This window comes from Melioribacteraceae bacterium, assembly GCA_030584085.1.
Taxonomy (GTDB): Bacteria; Bacteroidota; Ignavibacteria; order Ignavibacteriales; family Melioribacteraceae; genus SURF-28.
Genome location: CP129490.1, coordinates 2,821,593 through 2,841,296 on the forward strand (window position 1 = coordinate 2,821,593; position 19,704 = coordinate 2,841,296).

General features: G+C 33.6%; 19 protein-coding genes. 8 read left to right on the forward strand and 11 right to left on the reverse strand.

The genetic code is table 11. The features are described 5' to 3' along the window. Together QY331_12860 and QY331_12865 are read right to left on the reverse strand one after the other, a co-directional pair. Positions 1-555, reverse strand: a complete 555-nt coding sequence (locus tag QY331_12860) for a hydrolase (GenBank protein ID WKZ68842.1) — start codon at positions 553-555, stop codon at positions 1-3. A gap of 19 nt (positions 556-574) precedes the next feature. Beyond that, complete coding sequence (locus QY331_12865; protein ID WKZ68843.1) at positions 575-1,411, reverse strand: hypothetical protein; 837 nt, start codon at positions 1,409-1,411, stop codon at positions 575-577. Between the two features lie 104 nt (positions 1,412-1,515). Here QY331_12865 and QY331_12870 point away from each other — a divergent pair, with 104 nt between their 5' ends. Next, entirely contained in the window at positions 1,516-2,559 is a 1,044-nt protein-coding gene (locus QY331_12870; protein ID WKZ68844.1) for an ATP-grasp domain-containing protein, read from the forward strand. Between the two features lie 246 nt (positions 2,560-2,805). On the opposite strand, the gene QY331_12875 is transcribed toward QY331_12870, so the two are convergent. Beyond that, complete coding sequence (locus QY331_12875) at positions 2,806-3,024, reverse strand: hypothetical protein (protein ID WKZ68845.1); 219 nt, start codon at positions 3,022-3,024, stop codon at positions 2,806-2,808. Positions 3,025-3,338: 314 nt separating this feature from the next. Here QY331_12875 and QY331_12880 point away from each other — a divergent pair, with 314 nt between their 5' ends. From QY331_12880 to QY331_12890, 3 genes are read left to right on the forward strand one after another with little or no spacing between them, the layout of a single operon-like run. Continuing rightward, on the forward strand, positions 3,339-3,587 hold the full coding sequence (locus tag QY331_12880) for a hypothetical protein (protein ID WKZ68846.1): 249 nt from the start codon (positions 3,339-3,341) through the stop codon (positions 3,585-3,587). Between the two features lie 13 nt (positions 3,588-3,600). Continuing rightward, the gene (locus QY331_12885; GenBank protein WKZ68847.1) at positions 3,601-5,895 is read left to right on the forward strand and encodes a TonB-dependent receptor; all 2,295 of its coding nucleotides are present in this window, start codon (positions 3,601-3,603) and stop codon (positions 5,893-5,895) included. Positions 5,896-5,926: 31 nt separating this feature from the next. Continuing rightward, positions 5,927-6,799, forward strand: coding sequence for an EamA family transporter (locus QY331_12890; GenBank protein WKZ68848.1), 873 nt, complete (start codon positions 5,927-5,929; stop codon positions 6,797-6,799). Positions 6,800-6,881: 82 nt separating this feature from the next. Here the strand turns inward: QY331_12890 and QY331_12895 are convergent, their stop codons facing one another. The 5 genes from QY331_12895 to QY331_12915 all read right to left on the reverse strand — a co-directional run bounded on the left by QY331_12895 (position 6,882) and on the right by QY331_12915 (position 12,357). Further along, positions 6,882-7,415, reverse strand: a complete 534-nt coding sequence (locus QY331_12895; protein WKZ68849.1) for a cob(I)yrinic acid a,c-diamide adenosyltransferase — start codon at positions 7,413-7,415, stop codon at positions 6,882-6,884. Continuing rightward, a complete protein-coding gene (locus QY331_12900) occupies positions 7,402-7,605 on the reverse strand; it encodes a DUF1289 domain-containing protein (protein ID WKZ68850.1) in 204 nt (67 codons plus the stop codon). Before QY331_12900 ends, QY331_12895 begins: the two co-directional genes overlap by 14 nt. Positions 7,606-7,717: 112 nt before the next feature. Next, positions 7,718-9,874 (reverse strand): S46 family peptidase, encoded by a 2,157-nt coding sequence (locus QY331_12905; protein WKZ68851.1) that lies wholly within the window; start codon positions 9,872-9,874, stop codon positions 7,718-7,720. 15 nt (positions 9,875-9,889) lie between these two features. Then, complete coding sequence (locus QY331_12910) at positions 9,890-12,025, reverse strand: S46 family peptidase (GenBank protein WKZ68852.1); 2,136 nt, start codon at positions 12,023-12,025, stop codon at positions 9,890-9,892. A gap of 155 nt (positions 12,026-12,180) precedes the next feature. After that, complete coding sequence (locus QY331_12915) at positions 12,181-12,357, reverse strand: hypothetical protein (protein ID WKZ68853.1); 177 nt, start codon at positions 12,355-12,357, stop codon at positions 12,181-12,183. 287 nt (positions 12,358-12,644) lie between these two features. On the opposite strand from QY331_12915, the gene QY331_12920 reads away from it, so the two are divergent. The 3 genes from QY331_12920 to QY331_12930 all read left to right on the forward strand — a co-directional run bounded on the left by QY331_12920 (position 12,645) and on the right by QY331_12930 (position 15,368). Beyond that, a complete protein-coding gene (locus QY331_12920; protein WKZ68854.1) occupies positions 12,645-13,991 on the forward strand; it encodes a phosphomannomutase in 1,347 nt (448 codons plus the stop codon). Positions 13,992-14,100: 109 nt separating this feature from the next. After that, positions 14,101-14,319 (forward strand): hypothetical protein, encoded by a 219-nt coding sequence (locus QY331_12925; protein ID WKZ68855.1) that lies wholly within the window; start codon positions 14,101-14,103, stop codon positions 14,317-14,319. 125 nt (positions 14,320-14,444) lie between these two features. Further along, positions 14,445-15,368 (forward strand): calcium/sodium antiporter, encoded by a 924-nt coding sequence (locus QY331_12930; GenBank protein WKZ68856.1) that lies wholly within the window; start codon positions 14,445-14,447, stop codon positions 15,366-15,368. Here the strand turns inward: QY331_12930 and QY331_12935 are convergent. The 3 genes from QY331_12935 to QY331_12945 all read right to left on the reverse strand — a co-directional run bounded on the left by QY331_12935 (position 15,358) and on the right by QY331_12945 (position 18,784). Beyond that, positions 15,358-16,494: an aminotransferase class V-fold PLP-dependent enzyme gene (locus QY331_12935; protein WKZ68857.1), complete on the reverse strand. Its 1,137-nt coding sequence runs from the start codon at positions 16,492-16,494 to the stop codon at positions 15,358-15,360. The genes QY331_12930 and QY331_12935 overlap by 11 nt on opposite strands. A 50-nt stretch (positions 16,495-16,544) precedes the next feature. Beyond that, positions 16,545-18,425, reverse strand: a complete 1,881-nt coding sequence (gene pepF, locus QY331_12940; protein ID WKZ68858.1) for an oligoendopeptidase F — start codon at positions 18,423-18,425, stop codon at positions 16,545-16,547. An 89-nt stretch (positions 18,426-18,514) separates the two neighbouring features. Further along, positions 18,515-18,784 (reverse strand): DUF493 domain-containing protein, encoded by a 270-nt coding sequence (locus QY331_12945; protein WKZ68859.1) that lies wholly within the window; start codon positions 18,782-18,784, stop codon positions 18,515-18,517. A gap of 304 nt (positions 18,785-19,088) precedes the next feature. Here QY331_12945 and QY331_12950 point away from each other — a divergent pair, with 304 nt between their 5' ends. After that, on the forward strand, positions 19,089-19,664 hold the full coding sequence (locus QY331_12950; protein ID WKZ68860.1) for a c-type cytochrome: 576 nt from the start codon (positions 19,089-19,091) through the stop codon (positions 19,662-19,664). The last annotated feature ends 40 nt before the right edge of the window (positions 19,665-19,704 follow it).

Sequence of the window (19,704 nt, forward strand, 5' to 3'; positions counted from 1 at the left end):
TTATTTAACTAACTTAGAAACGGATTTAAATTCATCGGTACCACATACATTAAGAAGTTCGAATAGAATAGATTCTGTTGTTGTAACTTCTGCACCGTTTGATCGCATCCTATCTAAAGCAATTTTATAATCAGTTTCTTTTCTTGAAGAAACAGCATCCGCTGCAATATCAACTTGAAAATCATTTGATAACAAATCCAAAACAGTTTGCTGCACGCAAACATGTGATTCAATTCCACAGACAATAATTTGTGAAAAACTTCTCTTCTTAAATTCATCGAATAAATCGCCAGCACCACTACAGCTAAAACTCATTTTTTGAATCGCATTATTTTTTAATTCATTTTTTAATTGTGAAGCGGTTTCACCTAATCCTTTTGGATATTGTTCTGTATAATAAATTGGTACATTTAAAATTTTACAACCGCGAATCAATTTTAATGTATTCTCAATTACTAACTCATGCTGCTGCATAACACCGAGAATTCTTTCCTGAATATCTATAATTAATAGTGCTGATTTTGTTCTGTCTAAAATTTTAGTATTCCGTTTCATCAATTGTCCTGATTATTTATTAATAAATTGGATCCATGCCGTATTTACCGCAAGCATAAATCATAAGCAAAGATGTTACATCAATCAAAGCATGTTTTTCTTCATCAATTGGAATGATTAAATCATATATATCGGCGATGAAATCCATATTTTCTAAAATATTGCTTAACTCTTTATAAGTCGGCATACCATGCCAATTTGCAACTTGTGTTACTAAGTTTTCTTTGTTCCTTCTTAAAAATTCTGAAAAAGAAATTGCATTGATAGTAAGCTTTGTTCTTGGTCTTGTTATGCTAATAAGATCATTAAAATATTGATCCCATTTTAATGAAAGCGAAACATATTTTTTTGACATCAGTTGTTTCGCGGTTGCCGGTGTAAATTGTGCGCGTGTATAAGTTTTGAAGTTTGGAATAATTGCATAAGCATCATAACTAATAACACCATTATCCTTATCTTTGAATCGCCAATAACGCAACAACTGTTCCGAATTTCTAATTACAATTACTTTATCTTGTTCACTATCAACAACAACATACTGGCCCCTTCCGTGATGAACCACGGTACACCAGTGTTCCCAGTTCTTGACACAAAGTAAACATGGTCTTCCTTTTGAAAGTTCGACATTAAGTGCTTTTCGCGCATCGTTTGGATTGCTGGATTGAATGTACTTCATCCTAACATTAAATTTTTTGGCTGCTTTCTCCAAACCAATTTCATCAGTGCCTGCCCACCAAGTACTTCCGGAAATTTGAGCGATTTGGTTTTCATGTTTGAAAATTCCAAGCATTACAAGGGCATATTTTAAAGCGAAAGGACCGCAGCGGTAACTATCGGGTTGAGGATAAAAACTCATAGATATTTTTATTTATTATGATTAGTAACAAGATGCTAAAATAACAAAACTTTTGTAAACCACTACAAATTTCTTTACTTTTTGAAAAATAAACGGAGAAATTTTTGAAAGTTGCTGTTATTTACAATGAAGAATATCCGGAACTAGATAGCGAGTATGCCACAGAGCTCCATAAGAAATTAGATTTTGAACCCTACTTCGAAATAACGGAAAGTGACCCTATAAAAGAATATGCCGAGATTGCAGAAGATCTCAAGAAGGAAGGATTAGATGCATATATTCTGAATTTGCGCGATAATATTGATCACTTTTTTAATGATTTGAATAAGAACAAACCCGATGTAGTTTTCAATTTTGTAGAAATTTATAAAGACCGTGCTGATCTAGAAATGTATTTTGCCGGTTTATTAGAATTACTTAGAATTCCCTATACCGGAGCTCCACCGCTTGCTTTGGGAACATGCCAGAATAAAATGTTAACAAAAAAAATTCTTCGCTCAGTTGGACTACGGACGGCAAATTATACCTACATTACAAAGCGACAAAAAATTTACCGACTCAACCTCAAATATCCCTTAATTACAAAACCGGCTTTTGAAGATGCCAGTGTTGGAATTGATGTTACTGCTGTTGTTACCAATCATAAGCAGCTTAAAGCGAGGATAGAATATATTCTTAATGAATTTCAGCAACCGGTATTAGTTGAAGAATATATTGACGGACGCGAGTTGAACGTCGCGATTCTCGGTGATAAGAAACCGAGAGTTTTGCCAATAAGCGAAATAGATTTTTCGGAAATGCCGGATCATCTTTACAATATTGTAAGTTATCAAGCAAAGTGGGATCCGCTTCATGAAGCATATCATAAAACTATTCCAATTTGTCCGGCTCCACTAACAAAAAAAGTAGAAGCTGAAGCTAAAGAAATTGCGTTAAAATGTTTTAAAACTATGGGATGTCGCGATTACTGCCGTGTTGATATGCGACTTAATAATAAAAATAAACTGTATGTTTTAGAAGTAAATCCAAATCCTGATTTGACCGCAGATGCAGGATTTATGCGCTCGGCAAAATATGCCGGGATCTCATATAGAAAAGCATTAAAAAGAATAGTTATGCTTGCTGCGAAGAGAGGCGGAGTACTTTAATTGTAGACATCTTTTCGATGACCTATTTTCAAAACTAAAATTAAAATTTCTTCAACTGACACTTTATACACCACTCTATATTCACCAATTCTAAAAAACCAAAAACCTTTGTATTGACCTTTTAAGGGTTTGCCCAACTCTTTTGGATTTAGAGCTAATTCATTTTCAATTTTGTTAAGAATTCTTAGACGATAGGTTTTATCAATCGATTTTCAATCCCTCTCAACACTTGCTTTATAAAGTATTTTATAAACCAAGATGCTTTCTCATTTCTTGCGATGTAATTATTTCATCAGAAGCGTCTTCAAACCGATCTTTTGCAACTTGATAATCATAGTATTCACTGAAATAATTTTTTAGAGCTTCCACAACATAGAAAGTCTCTGTTTTGTTTGTTTTCTTAGCAGTTTTTTCCAGCAATAAAGAAATCTCGTCCTGAATTCTGAATGCTTTTACTTTTCCCATATTTATACCTCGTTATATGTGTAATACACATATAATATATTTGACAACTCATTCAAACCATAGGCTCCTTTCTGCAAATATGAAGTCAATATCGAATCCATTTGCGAAATATTTCTCTTTTTATTATGTTTCAATAGAGAATTTTTTCGCAATAAAAATTCTTCTCCGTTTTCAAGCAATTTGTAAGAAAAGGGAGAATAAATCATGAGTCACTTCCTTATGTGAAGGAATAATCTAACACTAAGGGATGGAGACAAATAGCTTACTCACTTCTTTATTCCGAAGCACTCCATCTCATAAAGATGGAGAAAATTTTGGATACCAAATTTCACACACTAACAATTACAATTTACAATCGGGATGAAGTTTACGATCGCGTCGGTGAATTGCTGCATTCATTTGCCGATAAGATTTCACTGCGTGTTGGATACCCGGTGCCAGATCAAAACATCTCAATAATATTTATAATTATCAAGGCAACTACCGATGAAATTGGAGCGTTAAGTGGAAAGCTCGGACAAATATCATCTGTAAAAGTAAAAAGCACAACATTGAAGATTTAGAACGGAGTTTATGATGAAAAAATTATTAGCATTTATTTTAATTATATCCTTTCCAATTTTATCACTAATAGCACAAACCGGAACCATCAAAGGAATTGTAAGCGATAAAGAAACAGACCAACTTCTTATTGGGGCAAATTTGATTGTCAATCATACTAGTTATAACGGAACAACAAATAAGTTAGGTGAATTCTTAATTGAAGGAATTCCTACAGGTAAATATAATTTGACAATTTCTTTTGTCGGTTATCAGACTTTAATTAATGAAATTAATGTAGAACAGAATGAAACTTTAGTTTTAAATGTAAAATTAAGTTCCACTCCTATTCATTTAGGAGAAGTTATGGTAACAAGTACAAGAAGAGAAAATATTGTTAGAGAAATTTCATTACCTATTGAAGTTATTACCAAAACAAAATTAGAAGAAATTCCTTCTACCACAATTAGTGATGCTCTTACAAATGAACCCGGAGTAAATTTATCACGAGACGGAATTTGGGCAACTCATGTTAACATAAGAGGGTTAAGTAAACAAAATGTAGTTACATTAATCGATGGCAACAGAATTGAAACCGCTACCAACATTGCTGCCGGAATGTCGTTAATAGATATTGATGATGTAGAAAGAATTGAAGTTATAAAAAGTGGTGTATCTTCATTATATGGAACGGGGGCAACTGGTGGTGTTGTTAATATTCAATCTTTAAAACCAGCTTACTCTGACGCACTAAATATTTCCGGTAGTCTAAATAGCAGTTATAACAGTGTCAATGAAGGCTCAAAAGGAAATATTTCATTATCTGCAAGCCAATCAAATTGGTTTGCTAAATTCAGCGGAACTTTAAGAAATGCATCCAATACAGAAACACCGGAAGGTACTTTAGAAAACAGTCAATTTAAGGATAACAATATTTCTGCTGCTATTGGTTTTAGACCGTTTGTTAATCATGAATTAAAAATTAATTATCAACGCTTTAGTGCCAAGAATGTTGGAATACCCGGTGGCGATCCGTTCCCCGCAACGGCAGAAGCGAATTATCCAACCGAACTTAGAGAAATGTACAGCGTTGAGTACCAATTACAAAATTTATTTCCTTCTTTAATGACACTCTCCGCAAAATATTTTCATCAATTAATTGAAAGAAGAGTTGAAATTATTCCGAACCAAAATGCAACAACAAACACAAGTGCCGATCATATTATTGATGGATTTCAATTTCAAACTGATTGGTATTTAAGCAATAACAACAGATTAATCGCCGGCATTGATTACTGGCAGAGAGAATATGACGGTTCACGAACTCGACATATAATTCCGCAAAAAAGATTTATAATTGATTCGCCGGTGCCTAATTCAATTTATAAAAGTTTAGGAGTTTTCGCGCAAGATGAATTTATACTTTTCAATGATCAATTGAATTTAACTTTGGGCGGAAGGTATGATTTTATAAATGTATCGAATGAAGAAACCAATAATCCGAATTTCATAATCGTCGATGGAAATAGAAATGATCGCCCACCGATTATACCTGAAGCATCTTATCCCAAAAATGAAGACAGCGATAAATCTTGGAGTGCTAATATTGGATTGTTATTTAAGGCAACAGAGAACATTGATTTTACATTAAATCTTGCAAGAGCTTTTCGTTCGCCTACATTAGAGGAGCGTTATCAATATATTGATTTAGGTGGAACTGTTTATCTCGGAAATCCGAATTTAGATTCGGAGAAAAGTTACTCAATCGATTTGGGAATAAGATATTGGAGTGATTTCGCTTCAATTAAAGGAAATGTTTTCTATAATACTTTTACCGATTTAGTGGCTGATCAATACGATGTAAATGACAGTTTATATAGAACTCAAAATATCGGTGAAGCGGAGTTATACGGATTCGAGTTAAGCGCGGAAGTTAATCCTTACAAAAAAATCGTCATGTATGGCAACACATCTTATGTAAGAGGAATAGATTCCGGGAATAAAACAGACTTAGCAGAAATTCCGCCATTGAATGGAGTTATAGGAATTAAGACACCAGTCAACGACTTATTCAGCGTTGATGTGAATTTCCAATATTCTGCCGAACAGAATAAAGTTGCACTTGGCGAAAAGTCCACTTCCGGATATGGAGTATTAAATTTATTTGTAAATTCATTTCCTATTAATCTCGGTTTGGTTGATTTACAAATATTTGCAGGAATAGAAAATGTCTTCGATAAAGCATACAAAAATCATCTTTCAACCTTCCGCGGTTTAGTCGCACTTGAACCTGGAAGAAACATCTTTACTAAAATTAAAGTTAGTTGGTAACAAACTAGAACACTGATGAGGCGGATTTATTATGACATGGTTTATTATAGCACTTATTTCAGCAGTACTTTCAGCAACCGCATCGATTTTTGAGAAAAAAATTCTTTTTAGACTTGGGGCTTTAGAATTTTCATTTATGGCCGCTGTACTAACTCTGTTGTTTTCTATTCCCTTCTTTTTTGCAGTTGATTATGCCTTACTTCAACTAAATAGTTTATTTGTTCTTTATTTGAAATCAATTTTAGGAGCGTTGGCGTTTTGGTGCGTTATGCTCGCAATTAAAAATATGGAATTAAGCGGAGCGCTTCCCTTGCTTGTATTAACTCCCGGCATTGTAGCATTTTTTGCATTTTTATTTTTAGGTGAAGCGCTATCCAATTTAGAAATCATTGGGATGATTTTACTGCTTGCCGGAACATATATTTTGGAAAGAAAAGGAAAAGATTTTCTTGAACCTTTATTAATCTTTGTAAAATCAAGAAACCATCATTACATAATTTTTGCATTATCGCTTTTCACAATTACTAGTCTCACCGATAAATGGTTACTGAGAGATTTTCAATTAGAACCAACTGTCTTCATTCCTTTCCAGCATTTGTTTCTTGCTGTTAATTTTTTAATAATTGTTCTAGTAGTAGAAACAAATGTTTTTAAGAATATAAAAACTCATTCATCAGATATTTGGTTGTTTGTTATTGCTGTATCGATTTTTACAGTTGGTTACAGATGGTCACAAGTAGAAGCAGTAAAGATTGCTCCCGTTGCATTAGTTTTAACGGTTAAAAGATCGTCGGTATTCTTTGCAACAATTATTGGCGGAAAAATTTTTAAGGAACACCATCTAATAAGGAAAGCAATTGCAACATTGATAATGATTGGCGGTGCAGTTATTATGTTGTATTAATTTGTAAAGCGATGATCCCTCATCGCTTTTTATTAGGTTTTCAAAATTTTTAAGCAAGCGACCAAGGATGGTCGCTTTACAATTACGATTCGAATCCCTTTCGGCTGGTAATTCCCTTTTTGTAATAGTGTTTTACTTCTTTCATTTCTGTAACTAAGTCGGCGAGTTCTATTAATTCTTGTGGACAGTATCTTCCGGTTAATATTAATTCTTTGTTTATAGGTTTTGATTTAACAATTTCGATTACATCTTGAAGTTCGACCAGCTTGAAATAAATTGAAACAATTATTTCATCTAAAATGATGATATCATAATTGTCTTTTGAAAACTCATCTTCTACTTTTTGCAACGCTAATTTTGCTTTCCTCTTTTCATTCTCACTCGGCAGTTCTTTTTTATACACAAAATCATCACCACAATATTGTTCAACCGCTATATACTTTTGAAAATGTTGTAAAGCTTGCAATTCACTATAAGGATATTCCTTCATGAATTGAATAATTAGCGATTTGTACCCAACACCGGCAGCGCGAATCGCTTGTCCGATTGCAGCGGTTGTTTTGCCTTTTCCGTTTCCGGTGTAAATTTGAGTGAAATATTTATTAACGTTTTCCATCTTGTTGGAAACTTTTATAATTACCTAATCTTTGTGTAAGCGAATTCATAATTTCTACTCGTTTTTCATCAGAATAGAAAATCCAATTTGTGATTTCTTCGGATGTTCTACCACATCCGATACAAATTGAACTAGAATTATCAAGTTTGCAGATATTATTGCATGGTGAGATTATTTTTTGATTATTCATATTAATAAGGAACAGAATCTTCTATAAAATGAGTTCCCGAAAATATATAAGGTTCCGGATTTGGACACTTAGTATAAAGTGCCAAACCGGAACAAATATATTTATACTTCTCTTAATTCGGTAACTTCCCTTCTAATAGTTCTTGAATCAATCTATCAGTTTTGTAAACATGTTTTAATGATTCGATTAATCCTTTTGAATCAACAGCGACGGCTCGGTTATTTTCCGGCATATACAAAAAGTTACCTGCTAAACTTTCTAAGTTACCATCAAAAACTAATCCGATTACTTCAGCATTTTGATTTATTATCGAACTGCCGGAATTACCGCCAACAATGTCGAGAGTTGCAGCAAAGTTAATCGGTGTCTTGAGATCAAGTCCGTTTGGGGGAGTCTGCCAATTTGGAGTTAAACCCCAAGGATAAAGTTTTTCATCAAATGAATAATATCTATCATACATTCCGTAGTAAGTTGTTTTACCGGGTGCAATTGTTCCATTATATTCATAACCTTTTATAACACCATCCGATAATCTTAATGTGGCGGTAGCATCAGGCGGCATTTGTTCGCCGAATAATTCGACAATCACTTTGCCTAATTTTTGGTTTAATAAAAGTAAAGCATCATCAAGTTCTTTATTCCTTTTCTTAAGTTCTTCTAATTCATCTTTCGTTGATTGAATAAAATATATAAAAGGATCGTTTGCATTCTTAATTTCTTCATAGCTCATGATTTCTAATTCGAAAAATTTATCTCGACTTTGTAGAAATGAATTTGATAAAACATAATCAACAGCTTCTTCACCTCTGTTATTATTAAATAATCGTTGTGCAAATTCATGTTCATTTCTAAATTCATGGTAGATTGAAGAAACAAATGCTCGCAATAATTTTCTTTGCAATTCTTCGTCAAAATTTTCGGGATAAATACTTTCTAAAGTTGTACGCAAATTTTCTTGTCTAAATTTATCTGCTCGATCTTCATTTGGTAATCTCAATTCATTAATCAGTTTTTCCATTTCAATTGCCATTGATAAATATTGCGGTCTGCCGAACGGCATTAAGTTAAATACAAATTCTCTATAACCGTTTTTTCTTTTTTCTAAAAATAAATTTTCTATATCGCTCCACAGTTCGCCATATTCGCTTTTTAATTCCGGATCATTCTGAACTTTATTAATTAGCTCGGTTTCAAAAAGTTTTTTACGAGACATTAACGTTTCGTCAAGTAAACCTATATAACTTCCATAATATGATTTTCTTGAATTACCAAAACCCATAACCCTATTGAGCAACTCAGATTCACGTTCAGGATATTTCATAAACATTTCGTAATACGCATCATAAATAGAATTAAGGTATTGCAATAAGAATGGATATCTCACATCTCTTTGCCATTCTAATTCAGCTACTGATAATTGTCTATCCGTGTTACCGGGTCTTCCTATAATAAAAATTGGTTCATCTTCACTTGCACCTTCGGGATTATAATTAAAATAGAAATCTATTTTAGCGGGTTGATCGTTTTCGAAAGCTCTTAAAAACATATAATCCAGTTCATATCGTGGATATGTAAAATTATCCCAATCCCAACCGGTTGAAGCAATTTGAAACTCAGGCGCCATTACAACTCTAATATCATCGTATCTTTTATAAAGATATAAAGAATACTTTCCACCATTATACAAAGTAACAACTTTTGATTCTAATCCGGTCTCTTCATTGTACTTTGTCTGAATCTCCTTTATTTTTTGATTTTTCACTTCAATTCTGGATGAATCGTTATCGGCTTGCTGCATAACGGAGAATATTTCATCTGTCAGGTCAATAATTTTAACTAATTGATCAACGTATAAGCCATCAATTTTTCTTTCGTCAGCCAATGTCTCAGCATAAAAACCGGTTTTGAAAAGATCTTCACCTTCTTTTTGAACAGTAAGTAAACCACCCCGTGCACAATGATGATTTGTCATTATCAATCCATCTTCCGAAAGAAATGCGCCCGAGCAACCACCGCCGAATTGTAAAGCAGATTTTTGAACTTTTTCTATCCATTCTTCCGATGGTTCAAATCCGTATTGATCGTTAAAATAATCAAGAGGAAGATCGTCGAAAGTCCACATCTTTCCGAAGTCGGTTAAGTAATTTGTATTCGGTGAGAGTGTTTGTTGAGCAAAGTTAACCGCTGCGAATAAAAAGAAAGCAACAGTATAAACCGTTGCTTTCTTGATAAAATTAAAAGTCATTTTGTGTCTATTAATTTTATTCATCATAATAACCAATTTTTATTTTACAATTTTGTTGTTTTCAATTTCTTTAACCAAACGATCAGCTTTGTAAATATAACGAAGTGCTTGAACAATACCTTCAGCAGCAACAGTAATTGATCGATTTGATTCCGGCATAAAAATAAAATTACCAATAATTGATTCAATGTTTCCGTCAAACGCGACACCTACAAACTCACCGGCTCTGTTAACAATGGGACTACCACTTTGTCCACCGATAACATCGATATCAGTAATAAAATTTACCGGAGTTGAAAGATTAAAATCATCCGGATAATTAACCCATCTTTCAGGTAAATCCCATGGAAACTTCTTATTGTGTGAATAATATCTATCAAACAGACCATAAAAAGTTGTATGGTAAGGAGCAATAGTTCCGTTATATTCAACTTGTTTAACTTGTCCGTCGCCTATTCTCATTGATCTATTTGCATCGGGCGGAATTGAAGTTCCGTAAACGCTGAACATAACCTCACCAAGAGTTTGGCTTAATACTTTTTCGGCTTCATTAATCTGATCATATTTTGCTTGAAGTTCTTTTAGTTCATCGGATGTACCGAGTATAAATTGAATGAAAACATCTTCACTTTCAAGAATTGCTTCATGTCCTTTAATTGCAATTTCTTTAATTGATTCGGCACTGGTTAAAACAGAGTTACTTTTAGCATATTCAACAGCTTCATAACCTGATTTATTGTCACTTAATAATTTTACCATTGGATCGTCATTGCCTAGATTTAATCTGATATAATCAAGTTGTACTTTTAATTTTGCGTCTTCAAGTGCTTGATCAAATTTTGCCGGGTAGATTGAATTAATTGTTTCTTCCAAACTTTCTTCTTTATACTTTGGATTTCTCTCTTCTTCCGGTAGCTTTAATTCATTAGCTAGTTCAATCATATCTTTGGCAATTTTAAAATATGCCGGGGCTAATCTTCCCGAGACAGTATAGGCAGAAACTTTCTCTGCATATTTTCTTGCTTCGTCTCTATTCTCTTTAATTGAGTTCCAGAGATGACCATAATTTTTTTGTAAATCAGAATCTTTTGCAATTTCTTCTTGAAGCTTTTTATCGAATGCTTCTTTTCTAGCAATGAGATAAGGATCATTTAATCCTTTTACAATATTTCTTGCAACTTTTTCAGAATTGCCGACCATACTCAACATACCCGCAAACTCGTCTTGACGTTCAGGATATTTATCTAATAACGAATAAATCTCGTCCAACATAGATGTCATTAAAAACGAATAATTTCTATAAGTTATATCACGATAATATCTTAATTGATCAGCTGTTTTTAATCTGTTTGTTGAACCCGGACTGCCTATAATAAATAATAGTTCATCCAATTCAACGCCTGATGTATTCCAGTTATAATAGTTTTCAGTTTTTAAAGGTTTATCGTCTTCGTCATAAATTCTAAAAAATGCATAATCAAGATTATAACGTGGATAAGTAAAATTATCCGGATCACCGCCATACATTCCTACCCAATCTTCACCGATAAACACCAGTTTTACTTTATCGTATCTTTTATAACCGTGAAGCGCATACTTCCCGCCGTTGTAATATGAAACTACTTCACATTTTAATCCGGTTTCTTCATTGTACATGTTTTCAATTTCTTTAATTTTCTCGTCTCTTGCTTTAATTTTATTTTCATCTCCGTCGGCTTCATGAATTGCATCCAAAATTTGATCAGTTACGTCTCTAATTAATTTTAATTGATCTGCGTACATATTCGGAACCAAACGTTCTTCATCCAAAGATTCAGCGTAAAATCCATCGCGATAAAAATCTTCACTTTCCTCTTCAACTGCATCTCTATGCCAAGTTGAACAATGGTGATTTGTTACAATTAATCCATCTTCCGAAACGAATGAAGCAGTACAGCCGGGAATTCTTAGTGTTGCTAATTGAACATGTTTTATCCATTCTTCGGTCGCATCAAAATCATAGGTAGTTTTCCAATATTCATACGGTGGATAATCGAAAGTCCACATTTTACCTGTATCAAAACGTTTAGCTTTAACCGTGTCGGGGTTAAATACGGATTGGGCAAAACTACTGCTTGCTAAAAAAAGCAATATAAATATTGTCGAAAAAAGAGACTTAAATTTTACGGAATTCATTATAAATCATCCTTTATTTGTGTATATGTTTAGTATTAATTAGACGTAATTGTCGTTTGAAAGTTATAAAGATTTTATCAGATATGAAATCAGTTTTGGCGTGAAAAGGTTCAATTTTGGTTAAAAAATAACCCGGAATTAATCCGGGTTAAATTTTACATAAAAGCGTCCGGGAAGTACGAAGCGGTTATATCTTTTTGATCTTCTTTAGAACCATGGCAGCGCGAACATCTTTCGATTGTGAAAACCACAGGCTCTTCGCTTGGTTCTGCTTCAATAAAATCTACTATCGATTCACAATGCAGACATTGAACAATGTGATGTGTCTCCATTTTTGATCTGCATTCAGGACAAAGTAGATTATCCTCTCCCCCAACAATAAACTCATCGCAGTTATAAATTAATCCACATTTTCTGTTTGAACAAACTGCGAATTTTTTTGAAGAATTGTAGAAATGAGTTATAAGCCCCTCCGAAGTTTTGATGTCTAAAAATAATTTACTGTTTATCTAAATGCTATGCAAAAAATTGGTTATGCTTATTTTTCGGACTGTTTCTAATTTGAACTGCATTGAGTATCTTACTTTTTCAAAATTTTGCAAATAGTTAAGGACATACAATGGATAAGATAGCATCATTCAAAGCTTATGATATTCGTGGAAAAGTGCCCGGTGATCTGAATACCGATCTAGCATATAAAGTTGGGAAAGCTGTTGTGAAGTATTTGGATGCCAAAAAGATTTTAATAGGCAGAGATGTAAGGAAATCCTCCCCCGAATTAGCCGAAGCTTTAAAGAGAGGAATTACTGAAAACGGTGCCGATGTTTATGATTTAGGTTTGTGTGGAACTGAAATGATCTACTTTGGAACACCACATTTAGATGCAGATGCCGGTGTTATGATTACCGCGTCACATAATCCACCTGAATACAACGGACTCAAATTTGTTAAAAAAGGTTCGGTACCGATGGGCTATGATTCCGGTTTGAGTGATGTGGAGAGAATGGTTCTTAAAGGCAATTATGAAATTGATGGCGCAATAAAAGGAAAAGTTAAACAGATAGATTTGATGAAAGAGTTCATCGATAATTTAAGACAGTTCTATGATCCACAAAAAATTAACCCATACAAAGTTATTGTAAATGGCGGTAACGGTTGCATTGGTCCGGCTTTAGATGCTCTTGAACCACTGATTCCGATAAAAATGATAAAGGTTTTTCATGAACCGGATTCAAATTTTCCAAACGGTGTTCCTAATCCATTATTGCCGGAAAACCGTCAACCAACAATCGATGCATTGAAAGAACACAAAGCCGATCTTGGTGTTGCATGGGACGGCGATTATGACAGATGTTTCTTCTTTGATGAAAGAGGAAATTTTATAGAAGGCTATTACATAGTCGGTATTCTTGCAAAATCAATCTTAAAGAAAGATCCCGGTGAAAAAATCGTACATGATCCAAGATTAACTTGGAATACAATCAAAGTAGTTGAAGCCGCTGGTGGTGAAGCTGTTGTCTCTAAAAGTGGTCATGCATATATAAAAGAAAAAATGCGCGAAGTAAATTCTATTTATGGCGGTGAAATGTCGGCGCATCATTACTTTCGAGATAATTATTATTCGGATAGCGGAATAATTCCCTTCTTATTAATTCTTCAATTGATGTCGGAAGAAAACAAAACTCTCGGTCAATTGGTTGAAGAAATGGTTGCTGCTTATCCTTGTTCGGGAGAGATAAATACAAAATTGGATGACCCGGCAAAAAAATTAGAAGAAATCAAAACAAAATATTCCGATGGAAAAATGGATTTTCTTGACGGAGTTAGCGTTGAATATGATGATTGGCGTTTCAATGTAAGAATGAGTAATACAGAACCGTTAATAAGACTAAATGTAGAATCCAAAGGTAATTATAAATTGATGGAAGAAAAAACAGAGGAATTGCTCAATCTAATTCGTTCGTAAATGATAATTTTCAATTTATCTTTTTACGGAAAATGTTATATTGATAATTAGTTTGTTGAAACAAAGAAACAAATTCAGCGTCTAAAGTAGAAAATTTCTAGGAGGAAAAATGGGCGACGCAAAAGAAAAAGCAATTGATGTCGATCGTTTATTAAAAAATAAACTGAAATCCGTGAGCGTAGATGCTCTCGAAAAAGGGATTGGTAAAGTAGTTAGCGATTTGGTAGGTGAAGATTATAAATGTACAATCGGAGATGTAAAATATACATTGTTCAGCGGAGCCGATTTTCACATAAAAGTCGAAATCACATATAATCCCGAAGATTAATTCAAAGTTTTCGATTCTCATAAAGCGAAGCAATTTTTAATTGTTTCGCTTTTTTCTTATCACCGCTAATAAATTTTTTTATTCTCTTTCATTTCTTATTTTCACACTTCACAATTTATTGATTAATGACAATTGCACTTGACATACTTATAATTATCGTCTGCATTTTTGCCTTATGGGGTGGAGCTGTTTGGGTTGTTGAATCAGCTTCTCACATCGCAAAAAAAATCGGTCTCTCCGAATTAGTAATCGGATTAACGGTTGTTGCCATAGCAACATCGGCACCGGAATTTGCAGTTACAGTTTATGCCGCATTAACTGACCAGTCAGCTATATCGGTAGGTAATGTTGTCGGGTCGAACATTTTTAATCTCGGAATTATTCTAGGTCTTGTAGCACTTTATTCATCTCTAAAAACAACACGAGCATTGCTTTATCGCGATTCAATGCTTCTATTTTTCACGGGTATTTTGCTTTTAATATTTTATTCTGATTTAAGATTAGTATGGTATGAAGGATTAATACTCGCCTCCATATTAGTGATTTACATCATCATTTTAGTAAGACAAAAACAACCAATTGAAGAAGAAGTACCCGAAGGTGAATTTAAGTTAATTGACATCCCAAAATTATTGATTGGAATTGTTTTAATAGTTGGGGGTGCTCACTTTTTGGTTGGATCAGCTAGTAGTATAGCTAGAATTTTTGGAGTTTCTGAATGGATGATTGGTATTACAATTGTTGCAGCCGGAACTTCAGCGCCCGAACTCGCAACATCTGTGGTTGCAATTATTAAAGGAAAACATGGGATCTCTGCCGGAAATTTAATAGGAAGTGATTTATTTAACTTACTTGGTGTGCTAGGCGTAGCTTCAATGCTAAAACCGCTTTCAATTACCTCATCAGAATATACAAGTTTGATTCTACTCGTCGTTACTTTGCTAGTTATTATGATTATGATCAGAACGGGATGGAAAATTTCTAAAGTTGAAGGAGCTATTTTAATCGGAATTGCTTTATTCCGTTGGTCGTTTGATTTTATTTTTTAGTTAACTCTAATAGCTTTTCTACAACTATATCAATTTCTTCTTTAGTATTGTAAAAATGAGGTGAAAATCTCAGCTTACCTTCCCTCAAGGAACAATCTATTCTGTATTCCTTTAATTTATTATAGATCGATTCCGCATTCTCAATTTTTACGGTTGTAATTCCGGCAAGTTTATTTACCGGCTCATCTCTTAAAATCGGATTTAAATTATTGATCGATAATTTTTCAATAAAGTATTTTGTGTTTTCCAAGTTAATTGCTTCAATTTTATCAATTCCGAATCCACTAAATAATTCAAGTGATTGAGCCAACGCAAAAATTCCGATAACACTGTTTGTTCCTAAATGAAATCTCGAAGCGTTATCTTTTAGCTTAAGATTATAGTCTAACAAATTCCATTCATCATCAACAGAAAGCCAGCCGACATATTTTTGATTTATTCTCTCCATCAATTCCGGTGTTATATAAATATATCCCAACCCCTGTAAACTCATCAACCATTTGTGAGAACCACCGGCAAGGAAATCAATATTACAATCCTCAACATTAATTTTAATTACACCAGTTGCTTGAATTGCGTCAACACAGAAAATAACATTAGTGGATTTACAAAGTTCACCGAGTGATTTTAAATCAGCCCTGTAACCGGATAAAAATTGAACCGCACTAATTGAAATTAATTTGGTTTTAGGAGTAATTAACTTTTCATAATCTTCTACATCAACTTTACCGTTTTTTGATTTAACAATATCAATTTCAACACCATATTGTTTTAGGTTGAGAAACGGATATACATTTGAAGGGAACTCCAAATCATTTATAATAACCCGATCACCGGAATTCCATTTTAATCCTTGTGCAAGAATATTCAATCCGGCAGAAACATTTTCTGTCCATGCAATTCTGTTTTTCTTTGCATTTAACAATTTGGTTAGATGTTTCTTTGCAGACGAAGAAGCTTCCAGTAACATTCCTAAATTTTCAATTGATCCGGAACTTCTTTCTTCTAAATATTGATGCAGCTTTTCTTTGACAGGAATTGAAAGTGGTCCAATTGCAGCGTGATTGAAATAGATTCTTCCAGTCTCAATATGCGGGAAAGTTTGTCTGATTTGTTTGATTGTCATAATTGTTGGAAAAATCCCGGGATTTTGAAAATCCCGGGATTTAATAAATTTTATTTCTTATCTAATATAACTTCAATCTGATCCATTACATCATTCATTCTTTTCATTGTTAAATCGAAGGCTTCAGATGACATTGGATCTAATCCGGCTTTCTTAATTAATTCGATAGGATAATCAGAACCGCCGCCTTTTAGAATTTCATAATATTTATCAACTGCGGGTTGACCTTCGGCTTTAACTTTTTCTGCAAAGGCAGTCGCATAAATCAACGAAGTAGAATATTGATATACATAATATGTATAATTAATAAAATGAGGAATGTATGCCCATTCGTACTTTATATAATCATCAACAACACAAACACCTTCATCGTTTCCATAATATCTTTTTACTATATCAAAATAAATTTCGCTCATCTTCTCACCGGTTAAAGGTTCACCGGCTTCAATTCTTTTATGAATTTCCCATTCGAATTCAGCAAATGAAGTTTGACGGAAAATAGTAGTTCTCATTAGTTCTAAATAAGATCCGAGTAGGAATAATTTTTCATCATCGGATTTTGCATTTACAACCATATAATCATTCAATAAATTTTCATTCATTGTCGAAGCAATTTCAGCAACAAATGTTGCGTAATCCGAATAAATAAACGGCTGTGTTTTGTTTGAGAAATAACTATGCATTGTGTGACCAAGTTCATGAGCCAACGTTGACAATGCATTGTAATCATCGTTCCAGTTCATTAAAATGTATGGGTGATAATCATATGCAGCACCCGATGAGTACGCACCGCTTCTCTTTCCGGTTGACGGATAATAGTCTATCCATCTTTCGTCAAATGATTTTTTTGTAGTACTTACATATTCTTCACCAAGAGGTTTGAAAACTTCCAACAAAATGTCTTGTCCTTCATCCACACTAAATTGCATATCAACTTCTTTTACAATTGATGTATATAAATCATAATAATGAAGTTGATCAACACCTAGCATTCTTTGTTTTAATTTTAGGAATCTATGAAGTGTCGGTAAGTTCTCATTTATTTGAGAAATCAAGGTTTCATAAACAGAGGTAGGAATGTTTGCTCTGCTTAGAGACCATTCCAATGCGGAATTATATTTTCTGTTTTTTGCATAAAACCAATCAGCGGAAACTTTTCCGGCTAAGTTCGCTCCGATTGTATTTTGGAATTTTCCGTAGTTGTTAAATACAGCTTCAAAAACTTTTGCGCGATTATCCCTATCCGGAGAAGTTCTATATCTTACGAAATCTGATGAAGACAATTCTAATTCTGTGCCGTCAGTTAAAGTAACTTTTGGTTGTGGTTTTTCTGCGTTATCAAAAATGTTATAAACATTGGAAGGATTTCCGGTTACCATTCCTGCACTTGCAAGAATTTGTTCTTGTTCTTGTGTTAATGTGTGATCACGGAGTCTTTGAATATCTTCAATAAAAAATGCGTACTCTTTTAGTTCCGGCTTATCTTGATAAAATTTTTCAATTGTTGCCGGATCAATTTTTAAAATTTCAGGACTGACATAAGAACTTGCTTCCGAAAATTTTGTCCCGATGTTATCCATCTGTTGCACATATTCTTGATTTGTGCTGATTCTTAAATCTTCATCAGCAACACGGAATGCGTAATCGTATGTCAAGTAATAGTCTTTTAGACAATCAATATAAATCGTTAATGTGTTGTAAAGATTGTCAGCACTTTCTGCAAGTTTACCCTTGTTGTCATCGATTAATTCGATTTTTTTTGCGAGTTCATCCTTTGCAGCTATCCAAGCATTTACATCAGCGAATACAACGGTATTATCCCATTTGTATTTTGCATCGATTGCATCTCGTTCAGCATTTTGCGCAAATAAATTTGTTGAAAGAAATGAGATTAAAAATAAAGCAATGATAGTTTTGGTGAGCACTTTCATATATACCCCAATTATTAAGTCAAAAATGTCTTATAAAATTAGGCAAATTGTTTCGGAAATTCTAAAGGAAAGTTTAGGAAGTAAGTGTTTCAAATTACCATAATGACTTTTGAGTCGGATTCTAGTTTTCCGAAAATAAGATTTCTTTCTTCTTCACTTTCTACTTCAACTGATAGATTAATACTCACATATTTTCCCTTCTTGCTAATGTTGGAAGCCGTAATTTCAAATTTGAATCCTTTTGCCGCATCTTCCGCTGCTTGAACTGCCTCATCGGGAGTTTTTGAAATAATTTTATACTTCCATTCACATGGGTATTCAATTTCCGGTCTATTTTGATTTGTGTTATCTAATATCATTTTTTCTCTCTTTTGAATCCCTCAAAAATACTCAAAAATGCTTAACTAGACTAAATTCATTATAAATTTTATTCAGATAGTTTATCTTTTTAATTGCATCATATCAAAATCTCCCTTATCTTTTTTCTCAATTTGAAGATTGGATGAGAAAACATAGCTTCTTTAATCTGCGATACATTAGAATTGGAAAATTTTTCTCAAATGAGTGGAAACTTTTCAAAACACCAAGCGTCCGAATATGGATTCTAAAAATCCAAACGTTAATTCATCAATAAACAACCAATTTGCTGGGAGGCAAAAAAGTATGAAGTTACACCATTATTTATTTTTTCTGATTGTCGTTTTTTCAATGATAGCTGTTACTTCCTGCCAAACGGAAGAACAACCACAAAAAGCTGAGTTAACTCAGGAGGAATTAATCGCGCGGGGGAAATATATAGTTTCAACATCCGGATGTCATGATTGCCACACTCCAAAGAAAATGACTGAGCAAGGTCCTGTACCGGATGAGAATTATTTATTAGCAGGTCATCCGGCTGATATGCCGATTCCTTCATACGATAAAAATATTGTTCGAGAATGGGCATTATTTTCACACACTATGACGGCAGTAGTCGGTCCATGGGGTGTTTCGTTTTCTGCAAATATAACATCGGATGGAACCGGTATTGGGAATTGGACATATGATCAATTTAAAACTGCTATGACAAAAGGGTTATACAAAGGTTTGGAAGGTAGCCGACCGATTATGCCTCCAATGCCTTGGCAAGAATTTAAGAATTATACCGATGAAGATTTACGTGCAATCTTTGAATATCTAAAATCAACTCCGCCTGTTCAAAATGTTCCTCCGGCTTATATTCCACCGGATCAGATGTAATATTTTATATTAAAAAGATGGCATCTTTTAGAAAGATGCC

What these genes read in the sequence shown, in the direction of transcription:
- QY331_12860 (WKZ68842.1), bottom strand. Translation starts at nt 555, where the DNA reads ATGAAACGGAATACTAAAATTTTAGACAGAACAAAATCAGCACTATTA.
- QY331_12865 (WKZ68843.1), bottom strand. Translation starts at nt 1,411, where the DNA reads ATGAGTTTTTATCCTCAACCCGATAGTTACCGCTGCGGTCCTTTCGCT.
- QY331_12875 (WKZ68845.1), bottom strand. Translation starts at nt 3,024, where the DNA reads ATGGGAAAAGTAAAAGCATTCAGAATTCAGGACGAGATTTCTTTATTG.
- QY331_12885 (WKZ68847.1), top strand. Translation starts at nt 3,601, where the DNA reads ATGAAAAAATTATTAGCATTTATTTTAATTATATCCTTTCCAATTTTA.
- QY331_12890 (WKZ68848.1), top strand. Translation starts at nt 5,927, where the DNA reads ATGACATGGTTTATTATAGCACTTATTTCAGCAGTACTTTCAGCAACC.
- QY331_12895 (WKZ68849.1), bottom strand. Translation starts at nt 7,415, where the DNA reads ATGGAAAACGTTAATAAATATTTCACTCAAATTTACACCGGAAACGGA.
- QY331_12900 (WKZ68850.1), bottom strand. Translation starts at nt 7,605, where the DNA reads ATGAATAATCAAAAAATAATCTCACCATGCAATAATATCTGCAAACTT.
- QY331_12905 (WKZ68851.1), bottom strand. Translation starts at nt 9,874, where the DNA reads ATGAATAAAATTAATAGACACAAAATGACTTTTAATTTTATCAAGAAA.
- QY331_12910 (WKZ68852.1), bottom strand. Translation starts at nt 12,025, where the DNA reads ATGAATTCCGTAAAATTTAAGTCTCTTTTTTCGACAATATTTATATTG.
- QY331_12915 (WKZ68853.1), bottom strand. Translation starts at nt 12,357, where the DNA reads ATGGAGACACATCACATTGTTCAATGTCTGCATTGTGAATCGATAGTA.
- QY331_12920 (WKZ68854.1), top strand. Translation starts at nt 12,645, where the DNA reads ATGGATAAGATAGCATCATTCAAAGCTTATGATATTCGTGGAAAAGTG.
- QY331_12925 (WKZ68855.1), top strand. Translation starts at nt 14,101, where the DNA reads ATGGGCGACGCAAAAGAAAAAGCAATTGATGTCGATCGTTTATTAAAA.
- QY331_12930 (WKZ68856.1), top strand. Translation starts at nt 14,445, where the DNA reads ATGACAATTGCACTTGACATACTTATAATTATCGTCTGCATTTTTGCC.
- QY331_12935 (WKZ68857.1), bottom strand. Translation starts at nt 16,494, where the DNA reads ATGACAATCAAACAAATCAGACAAACTTTCCCGCATATTGAGACTGGA.
- pepF (WKZ68858.1), bottom strand. Translation starts at nt 18,425, where the DNA reads ATGAAAGTGCTCACCAAAACTATCATTGCTTTATTTTTAATCTCATTT.
- QY331_12945 (WKZ68859.1), bottom strand. Translation starts at nt 18,784, where the DNA reads ATGATATTAGATAACACAAATCAAAATAGACCGGAAATTGAATACCCA.
- QY331_12950 (WKZ68860.1), top strand. Translation starts at nt 19,089, where the DNA reads ATGAAGTTACACCATTATTTATTTTTTCTGATTGTCGTTTTTTCAATG.